19 protein-coding genes, 2 tRNA genes and 1 pseudogene are annotated in these 23,634 nt (G+C 47.5%); 11 read left to right on the forward strand and 11 right to left on the reverse strand.

Translation table 11 applies throughout. The features are described 5' to 3' along the window. Positions 1-28 precede the first annotated feature (28 nt). Positions 29-394, reverse strand: a complete 366-nt coding sequence (locus tag FXF61_RS08610; protein ID WP_151184878.1) for a carboxymuconolactone decarboxylase family protein — start codon at positions 392-394, stop codon at positions 29-31. A 458-nt stretch (positions 395-852) separates the two neighbouring features. On the opposite strand from FXF61_RS08610, the gene FXF61_RS08615 reads away from it, so the two are divergent. The 3 genes from FXF61_RS08615 (at position 853) to FXF61_RS08625 (ending at position 3,964) form a co-directional block, all read left to right on the forward strand. Further along, positions 853-1,638 (forward strand): 3-hydroxybutyrate dehydrogenase, encoded by a 786-nt coding sequence (locus FXF61_RS08615; protein WP_218571858.1) that lies wholly within the window; start codon positions 853-855, stop codon positions 1,636-1,638. A gap of 86 nt (positions 1,639-1,724) precedes the next feature. Beyond that, entirely contained in the window at positions 1,725-2,744 is a 1,020-nt protein-coding gene (locus FXF61_RS08620; RefSeq protein ID WP_151184880.1) for a patatin-like phospholipase family protein, read from the forward strand. 149 nt (positions 2,745-2,893) lie between these two features. Next, positions 2,894-3,964, forward strand: a complete 1,071-nt coding sequence (locus FXF61_RS08625) for an AraC family transcriptional regulator (RefSeq protein WP_151184881.1) — start codon at positions 2,894-2,896, stop codon at positions 3,962-3,964. Positions 3,965-4,037: 73 nt separating this feature from the next. Here FXF61_RS08625 and FXF61_RS08630 read toward each other — a convergent pair whose 3' ends face one another. Beyond that, entirely contained in the window at positions 4,038-5,888 is a 1,851-nt protein-coding gene (locus FXF61_RS08630; RefSeq protein ID WP_151184882.1) for a DUF3141 domain-containing protein, read from the reverse strand. Between the two features lie 536 nt (positions 5,889-6,424). Then, positions 6,425-9,442: a DUF3141 domain-containing protein gene (locus tag FXF61_RS08635; protein ID WP_151184883.1), complete on the reverse strand. Its 3,018-nt coding sequence runs from the start codon at positions 9,440-9,442 to the stop codon at positions 6,425-6,427. Between the two features lie 237 nt (positions 9,443-9,679). Here FXF61_RS08635 and FXF61_RS08640 point away from each other — a divergent pair, with 237 nt between their 5' ends. Next, on the forward strand, positions 9,680-10,249 hold the full coding sequence (locus FXF61_RS08640) for a phasin family protein (RefSeq protein ID WP_151184884.1): 570 nt from the start codon (positions 9,680-9,682) through the stop codon (positions 10,247-10,249). A 341-nt stretch (positions 10,250-10,590) separates the two neighbouring features. Further along, entirely contained in the window at positions 10,591-11,157 is a 567-nt protein-coding gene (gene phaP / locus FXF61_RS08645) for a TIGR01841 family phasin (protein ID WP_151184885.1), read from the forward strand. A 337-nt stretch (positions 11,158-11,494) separates the two neighbouring features. On the opposite strand, the gene phaR is transcribed toward phaP, so the two are convergent. Next, positions 11,495-12,025 carry a polyhydroxyalkanoate synthesis repressor PhaR gene (phaR, locus tag FXF61_RS08650; protein ID WP_151184886.1) on the reverse strand — a complete coding sequence of 177 codons (531 nt, stop codon included), beginning with the start codon at positions 12,023-12,025 and terminating at the stop codon, positions 11,495-11,497. Positions 12,026-12,256: 231 nt separating this feature from the next. On the opposite strand from phaR, the gene phbB reads away from it, so the two are divergent. The 3 genes and pseudogenes from phbB (at position 12,257) to FXF61_RS08665 (ending at position 16,109) form a co-directional block, all read left to right on the forward strand. Next, positions 12,257-13,003 (forward strand): acetoacetyl-CoA reductase, encoded by a 747-nt coding sequence (gene phbB, locus FXF61_RS08655; protein WP_151184887.1) that lies wholly within the window; start codon positions 12,257-12,259, stop codon positions 13,001-13,003. A 284-nt stretch (positions 13,004-13,287) separates the two neighbouring features. Then, a pseudogene (gene phaC / locus FXF61_RS08660) lies at positions 13,288-14,996 on the forward strand (class I poly(R)-hydroxyalkanoic acid synthase). A gap of 135 nt (positions 14,997-15,131) precedes the next feature. Then, positions 15,132-16,109, forward strand: a complete 978-nt coding sequence (locus FXF61_RS08665) for an IS5 family transposase (RefSeq protein WP_151184888.1) — start codon at positions 15,132-15,134, stop codon at positions 16,107-16,109. 208 nt (positions 16,110-16,317) lie between these two features. Here the strand turns inward: FXF61_RS08665 and FXF61_RS08670 are convergent, their stop codons facing one another. From FXF61_RS08670 to msrB, 7 genes are all read right to left on the reverse strand, one after another. Further along, complete coding sequence (locus FXF61_RS08670) at positions 16,318-17,178, reverse strand: OmpA family protein (RefSeq protein WP_151184889.1); 861 nt, start codon at positions 17,176-17,178, stop codon at positions 16,318-16,320. 3 nt (positions 17,179-17,181) lie between these two features. Beyond that, positions 17,182-17,982, reverse strand: coding sequence for a motility protein A (locus tag FXF61_RS08675; RefSeq protein ID WP_151184890.1), 801 nt, complete (start codon positions 17,980-17,982; stop codon positions 17,182-17,184). Positions 17,983-18,641: 659 nt separating this feature from the next. After that, a tRNA-Gly gene (locus tag FXF61_RS08680) sits at positions 18,642-18,717 on the reverse strand. Positions 18,718-18,723: 6 nt separating this feature from the next. Then, positions 18,724-18,799: transfer RNA gene (locus tag FXF61_RS08685), tRNA-Glu, on the reverse strand. A 126-nt stretch (positions 18,800-18,925) separates the two neighbouring features. Next, positions 18,926-19,333, reverse strand: coding sequence for a PA2817 family protein (locus tag FXF61_RS08690; RefSeq protein ID WP_151184891.1), 408 nt, complete (start codon positions 19,331-19,333; stop codon positions 18,926-18,928). Between the two features lie 99 nt (positions 19,334-19,432). Beyond that, the gene (locus tag FXF61_RS08695) at positions 19,433-20,326 is read right to left on the reverse strand and encodes an ATP-binding protein (protein ID WP_151184892.1); all 894 of its coding nucleotides are present in this window, start codon (positions 20,324-20,326) and stop codon (positions 19,433-19,435) included. A 68-nt stretch (positions 20,327-20,394) separates the two neighbouring features. Beyond that, positions 20,395-20,796 (reverse strand): peptide-methionine (R)-S-oxide reductase MsrB, encoded by a 402-nt coding sequence (msrB, locus tag FXF61_RS08700; protein ID WP_151184893.1) that lies wholly within the window; start codon positions 20,794-20,796, stop codon positions 20,395-20,397. A 216-nt stretch (positions 20,797-21,012) separates the two neighbouring features. On the opposite strand from msrB, the gene FXF61_RS08705 reads away from it, so the two are divergent. The 3 genes from FXF61_RS08705 to htpX all read left to right on the forward strand — a co-directional run bounded on the left by FXF61_RS08705 (position 21,013) and on the right by htpX (position 23,629). Continuing rightward, positions 21,013-22,224, forward strand: a complete 1,212-nt coding sequence (locus FXF61_RS08705) for a pyridoxal phosphate-dependent aminotransferase (protein ID WP_151184894.1) — start codon at positions 21,013-21,015, stop codon at positions 22,222-22,224. Positions 22,225-22,229: 5 nt separating this feature from the next. After that, positions 22,230-22,655 (forward strand): hypothetical protein, encoded by a 426-nt coding sequence (locus FXF61_RS08710; RefSeq protein WP_151184895.1) that lies wholly within the window; start codon positions 22,230-22,232, stop codon positions 22,653-22,655. 101 nt (positions 22,656-22,756) lie between these two features. Beyond that, positions 22,757-23,629: a protease HtpX gene (gene htpX, locus FXF61_RS08715; RefSeq protein ID WP_151184896.1), complete on the forward strand. Its 873-nt coding sequence runs from the start codon at positions 22,757-22,759 to the stop codon at positions 23,627-23,629. Positions 23,630-23,634: the final 5 nt, after the last annotated feature.

The raw sequence follows: 23,634 nt of genomic DNA on the forward strand, positions 1-23,634 counted from the left end.
ATAGCCGTTGCTGCTAGTAAATGTACACCTAAGCTTCAGGCTCAATAATTTCTTGTGCCGCACGAAAAGCTTCACTTGCAGCAGGTACACCCGCGTATACAGCACAGTGCAGAATTGCTTCGCGGATTTCCTCTACTGTACAGCCATTGTTTAGCGCACCACGTACATGACCCTTCAGCTCTTGCGATGCTTTTAATGCCGTCAGCGCTGCAATTGTAATCAGGCTGCGCTCTTTACGACTAAGCCCCTCACGCTCCCAAACAGAGCCCCAAGCATGCTGATTAATAAAGTCCTGCAAAGGCTGAGTAAACTCAGTGGTGTTGCTCATCGCACGCTCAACGAACGCATCACCCATCACTTGTTGGCGTACTTGGTTGGCTGGAACCTTACTCATATAGCCTCCTCCTTTAGTTTATTTCATAGTCTTTTATGCTGCTCACTCACGTTTTTCTATAGTATCGGGTTCAAGCTGTATTGCCCAATGGGTGACTAAAGTTTGTCAGGTTAGCCACCCACATTTATCAACTGCTGCAATAGCATTTAACCAATTGCTAAGGTGACATTATAAGTACACACAACACTGCCTGCATTTGCACATGCCCGCCCAATAAGATATTTAACGAGGTAGCATCGTGCATATCGCTAGAATACAAAAAGTCTTTAATCTTACTAAACCACCCAACTCAGTACTGCACCGCTAAAAGTGCTAGTGTGCGCTTGGCTAGAAAACCTCTGTATGATTCGGCAAAATCAGTCAATCAGTGAGCAGCGGTCAGGCAGTGTCTGACTCACCACACTAAAACATAGTGTTTGTGGTGCGGTCGCTGCATATTAAATTTTTATAGGAAGTAAATAATGTTAACAGGTAAAAATGCGGTGATTACCGGCTCTACTTCAGGTATCGGTTTAGCAATAGCGCGTGGCCTCGCGGCACAAGGTGCTAATGTAATGATTAATGGTCTAGGCAGCGCAGAAGACAATGAAGCCACTAGGCAATCGATCGAATCTGATTTTTCAACAAAAGTGCTCTTTTCACCTGCAAACATGCTGAAACCAGAGCAAATTGTCGCGATGATCGAGGAAGCAGAACAGACGTTTGGCTCTGTTGATATTCTGGTGAATAACGCTGGCATCCAGTTTGTCTCGCCGATCGAGGATTTTCCAAACGAAAAGTGGGATGCAATTATTGCGATTAATCTGACCTCGGCTTTCCATACCATTAAAGCTGCTACACCAGGTATGAAAAAGCGCGGATGGGGACGCATCATCAACACTGCTTCGGCGCATGCATTGGTCGCCTCTCCTTATAAATCAGCCTATGTTGCAGCTAAGCACGCCATTGCTGGCCTGACCAAGACAGTTGCATTGGAGCTGGCTGAGTTCGGCACCACAGTAAATGCGATTGCGCCGGGTTATGTTTGGACCCCTCTCGTTGAGCAACAAGTGGCTGATACTGCCAAGGCGCGCGGCATTAGCGAAGAGCAAGTGATGCAGGATGTGTTGCTCAAAGCACAACCAACGAAAAAGTTTGTCACCGTCGATGAAGTCGCTGCTGTTGCAGTATTTCTCTGTAGTGATAGCGCGGCATCAATTACTGGGTCTACGCTTCCTGTCGATGGCGGCTGGACTGCGCAATAAAAACACTAAAGCACTCAGTTTCAAGAATTTATAATTAAAAAATTATGCATGTAAGTTCTACGAAAGATAGCAGGAGTAACCTACGGATGGCTAAAAAATCAATCAATCTAGCACTACAGGGTGGCGGCTCGCATGGCGCCTTCACGTGGGGCGTGCTGGACTATTTAATGGAAGATGGCCGCGTCAACGTGCAGGGTATTTCAGGCACGAGCGCGGGCGCAATGAACGCGGTCGTATTTACACAAGGCTTTATGAGCGGTGGCGCAGATGGCGCGCGCGAGTCGCTTGAGAAATTTTGGCGCAAAGTCTCAAACTTAGCGATGTTCAGCCCCTTCAAGCGCAACCCTATGAGTGTCTTGACTGGCAACTGGGATATGAGTGGCTCACCAGCTTACATCATGACAGATCTGTTAAGCCGAATTGCTTCGCCTTATGATACGAATCCGTTCAAGTTTAATCCGTTGCGTAAGTTGATTGAGTCGACTATTGACTTTGAAAAAGTCAGAGCCTGCAAGGATATAGAATTATTTATTGCAGCCACCAACGTACATTCAGGCAAAATCAAGATATTCGAGCGCGAGCAGCTCACAGCAGATATGATTTTGGCCTCTGCCTGTTTGCCCTCCATTTACCAAGCCGTTGAAGTTGATGGTGTACCCTATTGGGACGGTGGTTATAGTGGGAATCCGCCTTTGTTTCCTTTGTTCCAGACAACAGAATCCAAAGATATTTTGATTGTTCAGGTTAACCCGATTGAGCGTAACGAAACCCCAACAAGCGCACAGGATATACAAAATCGCATCAACGAAATTTCGTTCAATTCATCGCTACTCAGAGAGCTGCGCAGCATTGAGTTTGTGCATCGTTTGATCGAGGAAAATAAACTGGATAGAGACCACTATGCTTATATTTTAGTGCATCGTATCGAAGCCACTGAGCAAATGAACCCACTGTCAGCATCCAGTAAAATGAACTCTGAATGGAGTTTTTTAACGCATTTACGTGACATTGGTCGTGAATCTGCACGGGCTTTTCTTGATGAGCACTATGACAGTTTAGGCAAAGAATCTACACTGGATCTCGAGCGCGAGATTCACTGGTCATGAATTTGCCCCAGCTTTTCTAATCAACAGCAAGCGATCTAAGCTCGCTCTTGAGCCTCAACAATGAACTGACAGCTCACCTAGAAGGTCAAGAGTATCCTGAATACTTGGAAGTCTGACAAAGGAGGTCGCCCAGACTGGGCGGAGTCACCATGTACTTCATCAATGCGAGCTGTACCAATCTTTTAGTAACAACGTTAGCGGCAGAAGGGCTCAACATAGAGCAGCTCTGCCGCCAAGTCGGACTTGAAGCTCACCTCTTGCAAAATGAAGACAGCCTCTTCGAGCGCCGTGTGATATATCGTCTGTTAGAGCTGGCTGCAGCGGCTGCTAACAACCCCGATATAGGCTTGAAGACCTATACACACTCAACGCTCGGTGATTTTCACTTAGTGGGCTATACAATGATGTCCAGCGCTAACTTAAAGCAAGCGCTGGAGCATTTTGTTCACTTTATACCGCTACTCAGCAATGGCTTTACAGCCACCTTCAACAAAGAAAAACATGGCTGCATGAGCTTATCTTGGCTGTCTCATCCTGAAACTGGCAGTATTGAGCCGCGCCAGTTTGTCGATGCGACTACTGCGGCGCTACTCGGTTTTTGCCGATGCTTGCTCGGTAACAACGTATCCCGTCCGCAAATGATTGAATTTGATTACCCAGAGCCAGAAAACATTAACACGCATCGCGACGTATTCGACTGCTCTCTGCGTTTCGGTTCTGAACGCAATAGAATCTTTTTCTCGATGAAAGATTTACTCTTACCGCTCAGTACTGCTAACGAAACACTGGCTGTAATGCATAGGCACGCTGCTGAGAAAAAAATGAAGCGTTTGTTTGGTCATTCACTCAGCAGCCGAGTGCAGTCGCTATTAGTCAAACGCCTCAGCCAAGGCGGCGCCAACCTTGAGTCAATAGCTGCAATCTTGTGTATGAGCAAACGGACTCTTCAGCGCGGCCTAACAGAAGAAGGTGAGCAATTCACGATCCTTCTCAAAAATACGCGTATCCAGCTGGCCGATCATTATCTACGCCGCACTCAACACAAACTGGCAGAAGTCGCACGCTTACTTGGTTTTAATGATCAAAGCGCCTTGCACAAGGCCTGTTTGCGCTGGTTTGGTATGACGCCTGGCCGCTATAGGACAGCATACAATCGGCAACAGTCAGCAAAGATGCTGGAGAATACGCTCATCAAGCCAGACACTACTCTGCCACCTTAAGGTTTTGTACCTGCATCTTGCTGCAGAAGGTCTCGCACCTCTTCACCCAAGCTTTGTCCCTGCTGATAGAGCCTTACTCACCATCAGGTCGTTGCGCACCAGTCAACGTACTGAGACCACCATAGATAGCATGGAAACTCATCACCTGCGAGGCATCACGCACATCACGGTAGGCATTGAGTTGTGCCTCAATTAAATTAGAGAAGGTCTGCTGCCAAGCCAGTAGCGGGTTGTCAGTGGAAACCGGCTGACGGTATGTACGCAGTAAAGAAGCGCCACCTGTCAGCCAGCTTACAATTGGGTTCAAACTACTATAAGCGTACTGCTGCATGCGTAATGGGTGCGCATTACGTATCAGCTCAGCGGTAGTCTCATTGATTGCCCGGCGCAGCCAAGGGCGTACACAGCACTCATACATTGCGCTGTTGATCTGAGAGGCTTGATCAACCACAGTAAACGCATACTCATCATCCCACTCCTGCCTATGTTCATCATCAAGCAAAATATCTGCGATTTGTCTAGGCTCGAAATACACTTCATGGCTTGGCTCAGATTCACTTGCAGCCGCTACGTCCTCAATAATCATCTCGTACAATCCTGGTGCCAATAGCTTAATCGCTTCGCTAGCATTGAGAAGCTTGCGGTGTTCGCGGCGAGCAACAGCAGCAGAGATAAAGATGTCCAAATGATCAATGGAGGTATGTTTCAGGTAAACGATAGTGCGACCCGCACTACACAGAGCTAGATCGTTAGGATAAGTATCAGCAATCCAATTTAACGCCTGCTGCGGCGGAGCGATAACGTCACCAGAAGAGCAGAATACGACGACCGGCGCTTTGATCTTCTTTAGATCAACCTTACTGCTTTGCAGCCCCAAACCTGTCGTTAGACGATTGCCAATAAATAAATCATCAACAATTGCTTCTATTTCCTCGCTATTGAATAGGACTGGATTACCCCACCAGCGCTCAAAGTCAAGAAAGTGTGGAACTTCGCTGTCAACCTTACTAAAAAGATTGTAATGCTTGCTCCAGTACGCATTGGCAGGGTTCAGACTTTCAAAGTAGCTGATCAACCAGGCTCCATCAAAACGGTCACGGCCCAGATCACTCGCTAAACGAGTCAACCACGCACCACCAAGTAAGCCACCGACATAGCGCATGGGATTATGTCCGTCGCCATCCTCCCTAGATGACAGTGGTGCAGCGTTAATAATCAATAAACTCGGCAATTCTGGACGTGCAGCTGCTAACCTCATTAGCGCCCAGCCGGCCTGACAATTACCAATAATTATCGGCTTCTCTGCATCTGGGTGACGATCAATCACATGCTCAATAAAATGCGCTTGAGCGACGTTGACGTCATGCAAGGTTTGCCCAAGCTCGGGAAAATAATTAAAGGCAACAAAGTATGTTGGGTGTCCGGCACGCAAACTTTCACCAACCGTTGAGTCTTGCTGGAAAGCGCCAATGCCCGCACCCGGTCCGGCCCGAGGGTCTATAATAATGACCGGCGTAGGTTTCTCATCGATAGCCTGCCCAGACTCAGGCAGGATTTTTAATAACGAATAATTAACTGGGCGGGGCAAATCACGCCCATCGATGAGTGTTTCATAAGGGAACTTAAGCAGCAGCGGGTGCCCTGCGCGCTCATAAGCTAGGGTATTATCGCCACGCTGGCGCAAGGCATCCAAATACAGCAGGCTACGTTGGCCAAAGTCGACCCAATACTCCAAAAAATCAGCAAGGTTAGGTTGGCGCAAATGACCTTCAAGTATGGGTGCCAGAACAGCTTTGTGGCGCAGAGCTGACGCCTTAGAAACAGTGTCAAATTGCAGGCGTTGCAGCTGTCCTAAATGTTGAAACAGCGCCAACGCAGAGGTAAAGCGCTCTTCTGGCTTGTCAAAAAAACTCTTACTCGTCATACATACCTCACATTAGGTTGGAATCATTGTTTTGAATCCACCCTGCCCTTCTACAGAAATAGATTATTTCTGATACCTCCATGTATAGCGGATCAAGCGAAGCGAAGCAGCATTACCTTGCAGTGCAAAATAATAATCAGCGCGGTTTTTTGGTGTTATTTTAAGCCGCAGCAGGCTTCATTTATGTTGAGGGCAATACAATTAAGACTTCATTTAAGTAAAAAAGTTTAGATAGTATTCAGAAAGCTCAATTCGAACAGTAACAACAATTATCTAAAAGGCCGGTGCGGACACCGATAAACTCTCTTATCTGCACTATAAAAGAATGCTTATAAGCAGTGCTGATCAGTTTGCTTAGGTTGTTACTGGTGACAGATGCGCGTGCGTCTACTGGCGCCGCTAAACTGAGAATCGCCTACACAGTTTTTCTTGATCTAGAGCAACGTACAGTATTTCTGAGCACACGGGCACCGCTCAGCTCAGTAGCGTCGAGCGGTGCTGGCAGGGGTAACTAAAGCTTTGCAAATGCTCTCAGGTTACTTCTCCTTATTTTCTTTGCTCGCCTGAGGTGCTGCGGCTGGCAGTTCCTCTTGCTTGGCTGCAATTGTCTGCTCTTTAGGTTTTGCTGATTTATTCGCAGCAGCACTAACTGGCGTGGTTTTTTCGTCAGCTGAAGCCGAAGAATCTGCTTTTGATTTTGCTAATGGCAGCTCTTCTTGCTTGGCTGCCACTGCAGGTACTTTGGGCTTTTCTGGCTGTGCTGATTTATTCATAGCAGGGTTAACTGGTGTGCTCTTTTTGGCAGCTGAAACTGGCGCATCAGTCTTGATTGCTGCGGCCGGCAACTCCTCTTGCTTGGCTGCTGCCGCTGTGGGTGCTTTAGGTTTTGCTGGCTTTGCTGGCTTTTTCACAGCGGTTTTAATGGGCTTGCTCTTTTCGGCAGCTGAAGCTGGCGCATCAGTCTTGATTGCTGCGGCCGGCAGCTCCTCTTGCTTGGCTGCCGCCGCTGTGGGTGCTTTAGGTTTTGCCGTCTTAGCTGGCTTTTTCACAGCGGTTTTAATGGGCTTGCTCTTTTCGGCAGCTAAAGCTGGCGCATCAGTCTTGATTGCTGCGGCCGGCAGCTCCTCTTGCTTGGCTGCTGCCGCTGTGGGTGCTTTAGGTTTTGCCGTCTTAGCTGGCTTTTTCACAGCGGCTTTAACTGCAGTTGTTTTTTCCTCGCCTACAATCTGAGACTCAAGGCGCTTTGTGTCATGCGCTCTAGCCGACGAAGCCGACGACTTAGGCTGAATGAAGGCAGGCATAGGCTGATCAAACAATTGGTGCAGCTGACGCCAAAGCTCGCCTACCGCCCCCTCTGCAGTCAACAGCTCTGGCACTAGGCGTACCACACTATCAAGCAGGGTTTTGCGTGACTCATTGTCGACAAGCAGCTGCGGTAACGTTTCTAAACTTTCTGCAGGAAGTGCAAAGACCAGCAGACCTTGCTGATCAATAATTGCACGAATAGTTTCTAAATCTATATCAAACTCTTTAATCAGGGTGCGGCTTTTCTCGGCAAGTTGCTCGACACGATCCTTACTGAATTTACCACTCTGGTGGCCAAGCAGTAGCAAGATCCGCGACAAGGCTTCCACTCCACCACCTTGCGTCAGTGAGCTACGCAAGTGTTCAGTGACATCCTGATCCTGCTGTTCAATAAAACCCTGCTGAGTTTCAGGTGCTTGCGCGCCAGTCAAAGTACTAAGGCCACCATAGACTGCATGAAACTGCATCTCCTGCGAGGCATCTTGTACATCGTTATAGCCATTCAGTAGCGCTTCGACGAAATTGGAGGTTGTCTCCTGCCAAGCTAGCAATGGATTATTAGGGGAAACCTCCTGTCGGTTTTCCCGTAGCAAAGGCGCATAGCCAGCCAACCAACTTAATGCTGGGTTCAAGCTACTGTAAGCATACTGTTGCATGCGAAATGGGTGCATTTTGCGTATCATTTCAGCAACGGGCTCATTGATCGTGTGACGCAGCCAAGGACGTACATACCATTCATATAGTGTGTTGTTGAGCTGTGAAGCTTGATCAACCAAAGCGAACTCACGCTCGTCATCACGATCGCGCTCATCTTCACCATCACTAAGAATATTGGCGATACGCCTAGGCTCAAAGTACACCTCATAACCTTGCTCAGATCCGCTTGCCGTTGGCACATCTTCGATCATCATTTCATAGAGCCCAGGTGCCAATAGCGCTATAGCTTCGCTGGCATCCAAAAGCCCGCGGTGTTCGCGACGCGCCACTGCACCAGAGACAAAGATGCCAAAATGATCAATCGTGGCATGCTTTAAGTAAATAATAGTCCGGCCTGCACTGCGCAGCGCTAAATCGCTGGGGTAAATATCAGCGATCCAGTTTAACGCCTGCTGCGGCGGTGTAATGTCGTCACCATAGGAGCAAAACACGACGACTGGCGCCTCGATCTTCTTTAGGTCCACTTCGCTGCTCTGCTGCCCTAAGCCACCCGTGAGACGATTACCAATGAATAAATCATCGACAATCACCTCTATCTCTTCACTATTGAGCAGGGTTGGGCTGCTCCACCAGCGTTCAAAATCAAGAAAGTCCGGGACTTCGCTGTCGATCTTGCTAAATAAGTTGTAATACTTGTTCCAGTGGCTTTCAGCTGGATTCAAGCTTTCATAGCCGCTGACCAACCAAGCACCGTCAAAACGGCCATTGCCCAGATCGCTCGCCAGTCGAGTTGTCCAAGCACCGCCAAGCAGACCGCCTGTGTAGCGCATAGGATTACGCCCATCAGCACCCGCCCAATAAGATAGCGGCGCACCATTGATGATCACCAGCCCTGGTAATTCTGGTCGCGCTGCCGCCAGCCCCATCAATGCCCAACCTGCCTGACAATTACCAATAACTATCGGCTTATCTGAATTGGGATGGCGCTTAGCCACATCTTCAAGAAAGCGCGCTTGCGCCACACCAATATCATGTAAGGTTTGACCAGGCTCGGGGGAGTGGCTAAAGGCAATAAAATATGTTGGATGCCCTGCTCGCAAGCTTTCACCCACCGCTGAGTCTTGCTTGAAACCACCAATACCAGCGCCCTGTCCGCTACGCGGATCAATAACGATGACCGGAGCACGTTCACTATTACTCGGCTGCTCGGATTCAGGAATAATTCTTAATAGTGAATAGTTAACTGGACGAGGCAGGTCGCGCCCATCGATCAATGTTTCGTAAGGAAACTTAAGCAGCAAAGGGAAACCAGCACGCTCATGGGCTAGGGTATTATCGCCACGCTGACGCAATGCATCCAAATACAATAGGCTGCGTTGGCCGAAATCGATCCAATACTCCCAATAATCTGCGGGGCTGGCTTGGCGTAGTTGCCCGTTTTGCGCGGGTGTTAGTATCGTTTTATGGCGCTTTGCAGTTGCTTCGCTGATCTGGTCAAACTGCAGGCGTTGCAACTGCCCTAGGTGTTGGAACAGTGCTTGAGCAGAGGAAAAACGCTCTTCTCGCTTGGCAAAAAAACTCTTATTACTCATACATACCTCAAAATAAACCATAATCTGCGATTTGAGCCCCCTGCAACAGGCATAGGTTACTCCTTATACATTCATTTATAGCGGATCAATCACAGCGAAGCAAAGCTTTTTGTGCAGCGCAAAATAAAAGTTGCAAAACTATTTTTTGCAGTGCATCATAGTAATACACACAAGAGCTGCATGGCTCTCGCACCAGTCGCCGGATTAGGCCTCAATTTATTTAGGAACACTTTAATCATGTCTTTATTTAATCCAGAAAAAATACAAAATGCTCAGAAAGCTCAACTCGAGTTGCTACAACAAATCAGCAGCAAGATGTTTGAAAGTGTTGAGCAGCTCACTCAATTACAATTTAAAAACCTGCGTGCAAGCAGTGGCGATCAATTCGACAGCTTACATTCGTTGTTTTCAATCACTGATCCGCAGGACTTTGCTAAATTGCAGACATCATTTACTCAGCCAGTCGCCCAAGCTGAGCGCTTAATGGAATTTAATCGCGAAGTATATGAGCTGATTTCCAGCACTCAGTCAGATATTGCAAAAATTGCTGAAAGCCAAATCGACGCCACAAGCAAGCAAACTCAGGAGATGATCGAGTTGCTTAGCAAAAATGCGCCAACAGGTGCTGAGCCGGCAGTTGCGATGTTTAAAACAGCGTTAGAAAGTGTTGGTAGCACCTATGAAAGCGTGCAAAAAGCAACCAAGCAAGCTACCAAACTGGCTGAAGAAGGTATCACTGCTGCCGCATCAGCAGCCAACCAAGCAACTCGTGATGCTGCTAAACCTAAAGCTGCTGCAAACAAGTAAGAGTAAATCTGCGAGATAGTTAAAGTCTCGCTGGTTACACAAGAAAGGGAATATCTGTAAAAGGTATTCCCTTTTTTTATACTTAGCCTCGTAACTGCTAGCGTCATGACACGCACTGCCAGGAAAGATTTATTACGCTCTGGGCCCTGAATAGCTTAGTGCGCGTTAAATCTGCGCAGCTCTTACAACAAATCAGTCGACAATGAAGTACTATTTTTTTGCAGCGCAAAATAATACTTGCATAAATACTTTTTGCAGTGCATCATAATAGCATACATGAGCATTATTACTCTCGTACATCAGCCTTGATTGGCCATATTTCAGTTAGGAGAAATACAATTATGACTTTATTTAATCCAGAAAGCTTACAAAAAGCCCAACAAGCTCAAATTGAATTGCTACAACAAATCAGCAGCAAAATTTTTGAGAGCGTTGAACAACTCACTCAGCTACAGCTCAAAAGCCTACGTGCTGCCAGTAGCGACCAATTCGACAATTTGCGTACACAATTATCAGTAACTGATCCGCAAGATTTTGCTAAATTGCAGACATCTTTAACTCAGCCAACCGCTCAAGCCGAGCGTTTAATGGAGTTTAATCGCGAAGTATACGAGCTGATCTCCAGCACTCACGCTGACATCGCTAAACTTGCAGAAAGCCAAGCAAATGCAACAGCTCAGCAGACGCAAGACATGCTTGAGACGCTAACTAAAAACGCTCCAGCAGGCGCTGAGCCGGCAGTTGCTATGCTTAAGTCAGCTCTAGAAAGTGCTGGTAGCACCTATGAAAGCGTGCAAAAAGCAGCCAAGCAAGCAAGCAAAATGGCTGAAGAAGGTATTGCTGCCGCATCAAAAGCCAGCCAAGCTACTGTTGATGCCGCGAAGCCAAAAGCTGCTGCAAAAAAATAACAGCACACCAGCCAGACACTTAAAGTCTCGCGAGGTTGTTGAGTAAAAGAAAATGCCTGCTGATCAGCAGGCATTTTTTATTATCAAGCTGGTGCTGACTGGATATGATTCACACAAGAGCAGCGCTACCCTAAGCGTATTAGCCGTTATCATGGCTAAGAGCCTAATCAGCCTTGCACTTAAGCACGCTGATTTAATCTCTCTGCGACACCTCAAAAGCATCGCTTTACAGCGCCAAGTAAGCGCCCCAGCATATGAGCGGTATTGGCAGCCCATATATTTAGTAGCAGATAAAGCACTGACAATTTATTTTAATTATTGTCGTCAGTCATAAACATTATGTTGCTTCATCATCTTTTTTAGTTTTTGCATCTTCAGACTTAGCAGGAGATGGCGCACCAAATAAGCCAAACAGACTCTGAGTGCTCTGATAGAGTTTCTTCGATTGTTCCATATAGTCCTTCATCAAGTCACCTGTCACAGGCGATTGCTTATGGATAAAGTCACTCCATGCTTGCGATGTTTGCGCAGTCGCTTTTGTCTGCAAATCCACCACAGTCTGAATACTTTGCTCCAAGTAACTGCCGAGCATGCCTTGAAGCGGACCGTAGAAACGAATAATACCTTTAAGCATATCGCTTGAGAAAATCGGTTCGCCATCATTCTCTGCTTCTTGAATAATTTGCAAAAGAATACTGCGTGTTAAGTCTTCGCCACTCTTGGCATCAACCACTTGAAAAGGAATTTCATCAATCACCAACTGGCGTATATCGTTGACATTCACATGGGTACTGGTATGTGTGTCATACATGCGACGGTTCGCATACTTTCTGATTAAGCGCGGCTGGGAATTATTGTTATCTGACATGGGTAAAAAATCTCGCAAATAGCATGCATTAGCACTCTATCTTACCCCATCAGCGCATCTGCCGTCCTATCTCACCGGTAAATACGCGCCAACATAAGCAACTTAAACGCTAACCGCCGCCCTGTTTATAAGTCAGCGTCGCCTTAAGACAACTTATAGTCACCTAATGACGTATCAGTTCCAAATCAAATGATCTATACTTCATGTAATAAACATAACGGAGGATGATTTATGAGTAACGAAAAACGTATCGCATTGGTTACAGGCGGCATGGGCGGCATTGGAACAGCTATTAGCCGACGTTTACACGAAGATGGTTACACTGTTGTGGTGGGGTGCAGCACCGGCTCAGCTCGCAAGAACGACTGGCTCGAACAGCAGGCAAAAGAAGGTTATACATTCCAAGTTTTAGAATGCGACATTAGCGATTGGGAATCCACAAGCAAAGCATTCGGACGTCTGCGCGAAGAGGTTGGTACTATTGATGTCCTGGTCAATAATGCTGGCATAACACGCGATGGCACGTTTCGCAAAATGACTATTGAAAACTGGAACGCAGTGATCAGCACCAACCTTAACAGCCTGTTTAATACCAGCAAGCATGTCGTTGAAGATATGCTAAACAAAGGTTGGGGCAGAATTATTAACATCTCCTCAATTAACGGCCAGCGCGGACAGTTTGGTCAAGTAAACTACTCCGCAGCCAAAGCGGGTGTACACGGCTTCAGTATGGCGCTTGCACGCGAAGTCAGTGCTAAAGGTGTAACTGTCAACACAGTATCACCGGGCTATATTGAAACTGATATGACTGCTGCAATTCGTCCTGACATTTTGGAAGGTATGATTTCTGGCATCCCCGTTGGTCGCTTAGGACTACCAAAAGAGATTGCCTCGATGGTAGCTTGGCTCGCCTCAGAAGAAGCAGCTTACGCCACCGGCGCTGACTTTACAGTCAACGGCGGCATGAATATGCAGTAACAGGATCTACCCTCATTAACTTTACAAGCTGTTGTTGTCACTATCGGTTATGTTAATCGAGCATGCGCAGTCCTTATTTGGGCTGCGCATCAACTAACGCCTAGTTGCTCTAGAAGACTCAGGAATTAGTACGGCAAAACATTGTCAAAAACTATCAGTGACTGACACATCAGTAGCCTTAAGCACTCGATGTAGATAATTCAGCTTTTTGAGAGTATATCTAACAATTACACCGCGTTAGCATGCGTGGGCTTCCTTCATACACGCGAGGATCTTGCATATTTATGGATAATAACCTGCACGCTTTACACACCTACTGGTCAGCTCAGACCCCTTCGTTGCTAGCCTATGCTTGCAACAACTACGCCTCGGGGTAACACAGCACGAATGGTTCAAAGACTGCGACCACAGTGAGTGGTTTAATGTACCCAGTGATTCACTTGAGCAGTTGCAAACCGAATTCAACCAAGGTTGGATGGCTCTTGGCCAGCAGATGCTAAGCCAACAGGACTTCAACTTTGAAGACAGGCGTTTTTCCAGTGAAAACTGGAATAGCCCAATATTTGGCTCACTCGCAGCTTTCTATCTGCTTAATTCAGAGTTTCTGCTGAAACTGTTGGATTTACTGCCAATTAAAGAAGAAAAACCAAAACAACGTCTGCGCTACCTAATCGAACAGACGATCGCAGCCAGCGCACCGAGCAACTTTCTTGCGAGCAACCCAGATGCTCTAAAACGTGCATTTGAAACGCAGGGAACCAGCCTCTTTAGCGGTTTTTTACACCTAGCAAGCGACCTGCAAGAAGGTAAATTGCGCCAGAGCGACAAAGGTCATTTTGAAGTTGGAACAAGTCTGGCGATCACGCCTGGTTCAGTGGTATTTGAGAACGAGCTATTCCAACTTATACAGTACAAACCGCTTAGCAAAACACAGTACAAAAAACCGCTATTGATCGTACCGCCAGTAATCAACAAGTACTATATTCTCGACTTGCAGCCTGAGAATTCTCTAGTGCGCCACCTGCTCGAACAAGGCCATCAAGTGTTTATGATTTCTTGGCGCAACTTCGGTGAGGCACAGGCACAGGTCACGTGGGACCAAATTGTTCAAGACGGCGTAATCAGTGCGCTGCGGGCTACTCGAGCAATCAGTGGTGAGCGTCAGCTTAATACCCTTGGCTTCTGTATCGGCGGCACTCAACTCAGTTGTGCACTAGCAGTTTTAGCTGCACGAGGCGACCGCGACATCGCCAGTTTAAGCCTGTTTGCGACCTTCCTTGATTACCTAGATACCGGACCGATCAGCGTGCTTGTTGATGAAAAAATGGTTGCCGAACACGAGCGCACCATTGGTGGTCACAACGGTAAGCATGGCTTGTTTCGCGGTGAGGACATGGGCAACACGTTCTCCCTGTTACGCCCCAACGAGCTGTGGTGGAATTACAACGTCGATAAATATCTAAAAGGTGAAAAACCTAGACCTTTTGACCTACTGTTTTGGAATAACGACAGCACCAACATGCCAGGTCCAATGTATTGCTGGTATTTGCGTCACACTTATCTGCAAAACGATTTAAAGTCAGGCGATCTGGACATGTGTGGCGTTAAGCTGGACTTAAGCACCATTGATACTCCAGCCTATATTCTTGGCACCCAGGACGACCATATCGTCCCATGGCGCAGCGCTTATGCCAGCACAGCGATACTTAGCGGCCCGAAACGCTTCATCCTCGGAAGCTCTGGACATATCGCTGGGGTCATCAACCCACCAGCCAAACAGAGACGCAATTACTGGGTGAATGAGACCCTGTCGAAATCACCTGACACTTGGTTTAAAGCTGCTAAAGAGCACCCAGGCAGCTGGTGGACCGACTGGTTCGCTTGGCTCGACACTCACAGTGGCGAAAAGCGCCCTGCTGTAACCGAAATGGGCAGCGCAGAATACCCGCCCATAGAGGCCGCACCAGGCCGTTACGTTATCGAAAAAGCATAGCTCTAGAACAGACTCTTGATGGCCATTCGCGCCATCAAGAGCCTGACAAATTAAAGGAAACACTGAACAAACCCCAAGCGGGCTGCAGCCTTTGGTAAAATAGTCCAATCCGTAATTAGTATCGAGTCCACAGTCATGCAAATCACTTTCGCCGAAGCCGAGTTCGTCAGCAAAAAGAAGCAAACCCGTCGGGATCGACTGTTGATGGATCTGGAAACTCTGGTGCCTTGGTCTGTTCTGGAATCAGTGATTGAGCCGTACTATCCGAAATCTGACGGCAAACGAGGTCGTCCGACTATGGGGCTTTCTCGCATGTTACGTATGTACATTCTACAGCAGGTCATGGGGTTTTCCGATGAAGGAACTGAGGATGCCGTTTATGACAGCGCAGCAATTCAGCTGTTTATGGGTATTGATCTTGGGCGTGATGCCGTGCCGGATGCGACCACTTTGTTGCGTTTTCGTCGTCTGCTGGAAACTCACAGCCTGACTCAACAAATTTTTGCTGCGGTCAATTACCAACTGGCGAGCAAGGGCTTGTACCTCAAGGAAGGCACGGTGGTTGACGCTACAATTATTGCCGCACCACCTTCCACCAAGAATAAGAGTAAAAGCCGTGATCCGCAAATGCGCTCCACTAAGAAAGGCAATCAGTATTACTTTGGCATGAAAGCTCACATCGGTGCTGATGCGGCTAGCGGTTTGGTGCACACACTGGTCACCACTGCGGCCAACGTGCACGACGTGAACCAAGCTCATGCTTTGCTACACGGCGAGGAACAGCAGGTATACGGTGATTCTGGTTATCTGGGGGCTGACAAACGGGAAGAAAATAAGGATAAAGATGTGGAGTGGGTGGTAGCCATGCGCCATGGAAAGCGTCGAAAGCTGCGCGATAGCGGCACAGAAGAAGGTCAACTGGCTGACAAAATCGAAAAATTAAAGAGCCGGATACGCGCCAAGGTTGAGCATCCCTTTTACTGGGTCAAAGTGCACTTTGGTCACCGCAAGACTCGCTACCGTGGCTTGGCGAAAAACACAGCCCATCTCTATAGCCTGTTTGCCTTGGCAAACCTGTTCTTGTCGAAGCGATGTATGCCGTTGGCGGGATAAATCCGCCTAAAAACCGGTAAGCTGCCGGGAAAAGCAGCAAAAACGGGTAAAACTGCTGATAAAAAGGTTTTTTATGGCCCTGAAGTTGAAATTTAAGAGCTGAATTTTAAATCCGCATGGATTGGCTGGTTTGATTGGTTTTATTCAGCGTTTCCTAAAGCATCTATAAACGCATCAACTCTCTTAATCGACAGTTCTTTTCACTGTACTACTTGGGTATTTCCATTTTTAGCTCAACGCGGCGGTTTTGCGCTCGTCCTTCAGCCGTTGCATTTGACGCTAAAGACTGGGTGTCGGCAAAACCAACTGCTCGTAAGCGTTTGCTACTAATACCATTAGCTTCCAAGTACCGCACTACACTGCCGGCCCTAGAGCCTGACAGCTCCCAATTGGATGGGTAACGCCCCTGAATTGGCACGGAATCTGTATGGCCTTCCACGACAATTTGAAAGTTACTTTCCCGCAAGACATTAACCAACTTTTTAAGCACAGCAGCCCCCGCTAAGCCTAAATCAGCCTGACCCGAGGCAAATAGAATTTCACTCTTAATCCTAAAATTAACAACCCCAGCACTAATACTCACATCAATATCATCACCGAGCTGATCAAAACCCAAATCACTTAGACTGTGCTCCCCTTCTTCGCCCTCCAAACCCTCCCCCAAGCCCAAGCTACCCCCTTTATCTTGCAGCTTATCGCTCGACTGCAAACCCTCTAACTGCTCACTGCCCGCACCTACAATTGCCAGATCAACACCAAGCCTACTTCCTCCACCTGCGACGACACTGTCGCCTGCGTTAGCCTCATAGTCAGACCCAGTAACAAAGTCCCCTTTACCAGAAAAAGCTAGCATAACAATGAGCAAAACCAATAACAGCGTCATCATATCTAAGTAAGTCGAAAACCAAGTTTCCTCTTCCTCTCGAGGCTCAGCGCTACTATCTAGGGCTAGCCACACTTTACCTGACCCTGTGGTCTTATTTGCCATGCGCGCTAATTTAAGTTCTGCCTCTAAACGCTTGGTTTTCTCTATGAGCTGACTAATTTCAGAGTTATTTTCTTTACTCATTAATCATTCTCTTACTTTGCTATAGCGACCATCACCATCATTAATCTCATCTTGGTGTTGCTCCATAAATGAGTTTAAAGTTTCGCGCATCATGGCTGGGCTACGTTTTTGACTCATCATAGACACGCCTTGCAACACCATATTCATTAGCACTAAGCGCCGTTCAGTACGACGTTCAAGCTTTACTGCAACCGGTTTAAACAACAAGTTAGAAAATAAAACACCATAAAACGTGGTCATAAGTGCTAAAGCCATTTGCTGACCAATTAGCGCCATATCCCCATCACCTAACAAAAACATCAGATTTACTAAACCAACTAGCGTACCTATCATGCCAAATGCCGGCGCATAACTGGCCATAACACGAAACAATTGCGCTTCAGCATGCTCACGAGCGCGCATTCTTGAGATACGCCATTGCAATAACTCTAAAATCTCTTCCTCAGGCGTCATATCGATAACAAGTTGCACGCCAGTTTTTAAGAAAGGATTAAATACCTGTTCTAGCGCCTTTTCTACCGCGCGGATATCACTTCTAACCCAAAGACGTGAAATATTAATTAATTCATCAAGATCATTTTCAGTGTAAAACTTTTCATTGCGTAACACAGTGCCCATTAAACCAAAAATACGCACTACTTCGCGTAATGGATAACTGATAAAAGTTGCGGCTAAAGTGCCCACAAGCACAATTAGAATACTGGGTATATCCAAAAATAAAGAGGGATCAACTGCCGTATAGAAAATAACAACGCCCAGCAAAATAACACTGGCGACTATACCTATTAGAGTGGAGGGATTCATATGAAAAAACCTAAAGTATCACATAAAAATATGTAAGACTTTAGCATAAACAAACCACAACTCCGAATAACAGGCACAAACTTTGCTTTATTTGCTTTTAAATAGAATATAAGCCTAGAAAATTAATATATCGGTACAAGCACAAGCCAAGTAATTATCCTGCGCGCAATCACGCCTCATAGCAATGCCACGACTGTTTCTGGACAGCTGCAACTGGTTGACACTTTGGCGGGCAAGTTACAGGCAATCACCACACATCACTGCAATATTGCAAACACTGTAGAGCGCAATATTGAAGTTATTATTGCTACTGTCATGGCAATCTCCACACTTGATCAGCAACTGTCATAGGCTAAAACCCGCTGCGCCTGCATCTAGCCTATGAAAGCTCAACAATACAACGCTTAGCTCTGATGATACGCATATAATATTAAGCAACCTTAAGCGCACTGATCAGTGACGTCTTGAATACACAAGCTTATAAGATGACGAGCAAGGTAATTTTCTGCCAATAGGAGAAGAGCCTGCTTAACACTCGCCGAATAAAAGCCTGACCGACTATGAATGCAACGTCGTCATGCTCAGAGAAGCAGGTCTTAAACAACAGACGAAAAAAAAGAGCCCTTAGGCTCTTTCTTCTTTTAGCGCGTACGCCAAATTGGAGCGGAAAACGAGACTCGAACTCGCGACCCCGACCTTGGCAAGGTCGTGCTCTACCAACTGAGCTATTTCCGCATAATATGGCGTCCCCTAGGGGACTCGAACCCCTGTTACCGCCGTGAAAGGGCGGTGTCCTAGGCCACTAGACGAAGGGGACGCAGCCTTGGAGCTTATAACAGCTTGCAACTTCATGCTTGGGCGTTTTGCTTTATTGCTTGAAGTGGCGCGCATATTACGGAGCATTGGCAAAAGCGTCAAGCCTTTTTTGAAAATTCTTTATATTTCAATGCTCTGGCGCGGTTTTCGGCATAAACATCAGCTGAATTTCGTGATTCCAGTCAAAATCCTCACCCGCTTCTAAAGCCTGAAAACGGCGCTCTTCTAACTGCTGATACTTATCAATTTCATCATCTGGCATAAAGTGCAGGCAGTCGCCGCCAAAAAACCAGAGCAAATCACGCGGCACCATATGGGCAATCTGCGGGTAGCGTTGGAATACTTGGCTGATAATGTCCTGCCCCATATACAAGTCGTCGCTGCTCTCACGCAAGCGCTCAACCATATCGTCATAACGCTCAAGAAATAAAGCATGATGGTTTTCTGGTACGACCTCAGCGTCAGCGACGGCCACTAGAATCGTGCGCAAATGCGCTAAAAGCTGTAGGTGTTGTTCAACGTGCGCTGTAGTCATGGTGCTATCCCCTTTAAAACAAGCCGCACAGTATAGAGCCTGCACGGCATTAACCCAATAAGCGCGCCGCATTCAAATGCAGACGCTCGCACGGTGATCCTAGTCAGCCTGCTCGAGCAGCTGTAAGCCAACCCACTGTTTAGCAAACTGTGCAGCGCAGCGGCCATTGCGATTGCCGCGCGCGGACGCCCAACTGATTGCTTGTTTAGCCAGTTCCTCACTGAATTGCCAATCAAGTTGTGCTGGGCGTGCATATTCAGCAATCCAATGCTGCACCACCTCTAAGTAATGCTCTTGGCTAAACGGGTAAAACGACAGCCACAAGCCAAAGCGATCAGACAGAGCGATTTTATCCTCTACCGCCTCACTGGGGTGCAGCTCACCACCATCACCCTGCTGCCAGTGTTGATTGTCACTGTGTTGCTCAGGCAGTAAGTGGCGGCGGTTAGAGGTGGCATACAAGAGCACGTTGTCTGGCGCACGCTCTAATGAGCCATCCAGCACGCTTTTTAAAATGCGGTAATCGCCCTCGCCTACCTCAAAGGACAAATCATCACAAAAGACAATAAAGTGCTGCGGCAAAGCTGCCAGTGATTCAACAATAAGAGGCAAGTCAGCCAGCTCATTGCGTTCGACTTCAATTAAACGCAGACCTTGCAGCGCATACTCAGCCAACAGCGCGCGCACGATCGACGACTTACCCGTGCCGCGCGCGCCCCACAGCAGCGCATGGTTGGCTGGAAAGCCGCGCATAAACTGCTGGGTATTGCGCAGCAGTTGCTCGCGCTGACGATCAACACCCAATAAATCCGCTAAACGGATATCCGCATCTAACTGAATTGGCCGGAAAAAGCTGCTATTGCCTTTGCGCTGCCAACTCGCGGCATACACCGTATTCCAATCAATTGGCTCGGTCGGCTTAGGCAGCAAGGGTTCAATGTGCTGCAAAACCTGATTGGCGCGCTGTAAAAACTCATTGAACAATTCAGACACAACGTTCTCCAATAGATTGCTTTGCTACTCTGCGTCAAGATAAGCAACAAAACGGCTTACACTTTCGATCAGTCAGCCGGCGTTGGCTTAAGCTGCAAAGCCACTGAGTTAATGCAATAGCGCAGACCCGTCGGCGCTGGCCCATCAGGGAAAACATGACCTAAATGCGCATCACAACCAGAACATACGACTTCGACACGCGCCATACCTAGGCTATTATCTGTGTGTTCAGTCAGCGCATCGGGGCTGATGGGTTGCCAATAGCTAGGCCAGCCACAGCCGGCATCAAACTGATGCTGAGCGTCAAATAACGCCTGATCGCAGCACACGCAGTGAAACACACCGCTGAAGTTTGGCGCTTGATACTCACCGGTAAAGGGACGCTCGGTACCCGCTAGGCGGCAGACACGAAATTGCTCTTCGGTTAACTGCTCACGCCACTGTTCATCACTTTTTTTAACTTTTTTCATCCTACTCTCCAGCTAAAACGCAGGTCTTAGTGTAACGCTCCCTTTAACCTTTGCGAGCACAGTCGTATGATAGGCATCTTTAAGTACCTTCATATGACTGATTATACAAATACAGTCATCGGGTGCGCGGGCCACTCACTGCGACGGCGTGCAAAATCACTCTTTATCGACAGAACGCCCCTTATTTGACCTTTTTTATTCGAGATACTCACTATCATGCAGTTCAGCAAATCGAACAAGCTCGCTAACGTCTGTTATGACATCCGAGGCCCTGTACTGAAACACGCCAAGCGTCTTGAAGACGAAGGCCAGCGCATTTTAAAACTCAACATTGGTAATCCTGCAGCCTTTGGCTTTGAAGCACCAGAAGAGATTCTGCAGGATGTGATCCGCAACTTACCGACAGCACAAGGTTACAGCGACTCAAAAGGCTTATTTAGCGCACGCAAAGCCATCATGCAGTACTACCAGCAGATGAATGTTGAAGGCGTTGGTATTGAAGACATCTATCTTGGCAACGGTGTCTCTGAGCTGATTGTGATCGCCCTGCAAGCGTTATTAAATAACAACGACGAAGTACTCATACCTGCGCCGGATTACCCGCTGTGGACTGCATCTACCAGCTTGGCTGGTGGTAAACCTGTGCATTATATATGCGATGAGCAAGCAGGCTGGTTGCCAGACATTGATGATATGCGCGCCAAAATCACCTCAAATACCAAAGCTATCGTCGTCATCAACCCAAACAACCCAACCGGAGCAGTGTACTCCAAAGAAGTGCTGCTCGATATTATGGAGTTGGCGCGCCAACACAACTTGGTAGTTTTTGCTGACGAAATTTACGACAAAATTTTATACGATGGCGCTGTGCATACCTGTGCCGCTTCATTAGCACCGGATGTGCTGTGCTTAACCTTTAATGGTTTGTCTAAGTCCTACCGTGTTGCAGGTTTTCGTTCCGGCTGGGTCGCTGTTTCCGGTCCTAAGCATCGCGCGCGCAGCTATATTGAGGGCCTAGATATTCTCTCCAACATGCGTTTGTGTGCCAACGTACCAGCGCAGCATGCCATCCAAACGGCATTAGGGGGCTATCAAAGCATCAATGACTTGGTGCTGCCCCCAGGCCGCCTGCTTGAACAACGCAACCGCACCTGGGAGCTGCTCAATGACATCCCTGGCGTGAGCTGTGTCAAGCCGATGGGCGCGCTCTATGCGTTTCCAAAAATTGATCCGAAAGTGTGCCCAATCCATAACGATGAAAAATTCGTGCTAGACCTACTACTTTCAGAGAAACTTTTGGTGGTGCAAGGCACTGCATTTAACTGGCCGTGGCCGGATCACTTCCGTGTCGTGACGCTGCCGCGTGTTGATGATCTAGAACAAGCCATCGGCCGCATTGGCAACTTTCTAAAAACCTACCGCCAGTAGCGCACATGGCTCTTCATATTGACGATTTTTATAAGGACACTGCCAAAGGCCTGCTCATTTTGTATCAGGCCTTTCCTAAAAAAAGCACGCTGTATATGGATGATTTAATCGGCTACCTGGAACCCGACGAACTCGGCTTGCCGAGCGATCGTCAGCAGCGCTGTTTAAGTGGGTTTTTATGGTTAGCTGAAGAAGGCTATCTGCGCTATCAAAGCGTTATTCGCTTTGAAGCCCTAGATCAGATCGAACTCAGTGAAAAAGCTTTTTTGCGTTTGAGTAGCACTGTTGACCCAGTGCCTGATGTAATACAAAGCGCTCCACAGAGTGTGCGCCGTGTGCAGGGCAGTTTAGCCAACCAATTGCGCGAGGCTTTGCATGCTGAGCACAGTGAGCGCGTTATTGAATTGATGCAGCTATTCTTTAAGCGCTAAACACAGCACAATAGACACAGTTTGCAACAGTCAGACCCTTGAAGCGCATCCGCGCAACCCTTATATAATTGATCTGTTTACACTTTTGGAGCTTTTCGCACATGATGCGTATCTTTTTATTCTTAGCCACTAACATTGCAGTATTGTTGGTTGCCAGCGTGACCCTCAGTTTACTGGGTGTTGACCGCTATACAGGGCAAAACCATGGTGACTTGCTCATCTTCTGTGCCGTGTTTGGTTTCTCCGGCTCGTTAATCTCTTTGTTTATCTCCAAATGGATGGCCAAGAGAAGCACCGGCACACAAATCATTGATCAGCCACGCACACGTCAAGAACAATGGCTATTGCAAACTGTTGAAAAGCTAGCCAATAAGGCTGGGATTGGCATGCCTGAAGTGGGTATTTTCCCTTCACACCAATCCAATGCCTTTGCCACAGGCTGGAATCGTAATAGCGCACTGGTTGCAGTCAGCCAAGGCCTACTCGATCGTTTCTCGCCAGACGAAGTTGAAGCCGTTCTAGCCCATGAAATTGGTCACGTGGCCAATGGCGACATGGTCACTATGGCGTTGCTGCAAGGTGTGGTAAACACCTTTGTGATGTTCTTTGCCCGCATCATTGGCGACATTGTCGACCGAGTTATACTGAAAAACGAAGAAGGCCGCGGCATTGGCTACTTTGTCGCAACCATTGCTGCAGAATTGGTACTGGGCCTGCTGGCCAGCACCATTGTTATGTGGTTCTCGCGCCGCCGCGAGTTCCGTGCTGATGAAGCCGGTGCTGACCTAGCTAGTAAGCACGCTATGATTGGCGCATTAAATCGCTTACGGGCAGAGCAAAATATTGAAGCAGACATGCCTAAAGCCCTGGTCGCTTTTGGCATCAACGGTGGTTTAAAAGAAGGTTTGGCTGCGTTATTTATGAGCCATCCACCTTTAGAAGTGCGTATTGCTGCTCTGCAACAACGCAACTAAACGAG

The organism is Pseudomonas sp. C27(2019) (genome assembly GCF_008807395.1).
GTDB lineage: Bacteria > Pseudomonadota > Gammaproteobacteria > Pseudomonadales > Pseudomonadaceae > Denitrificimonas.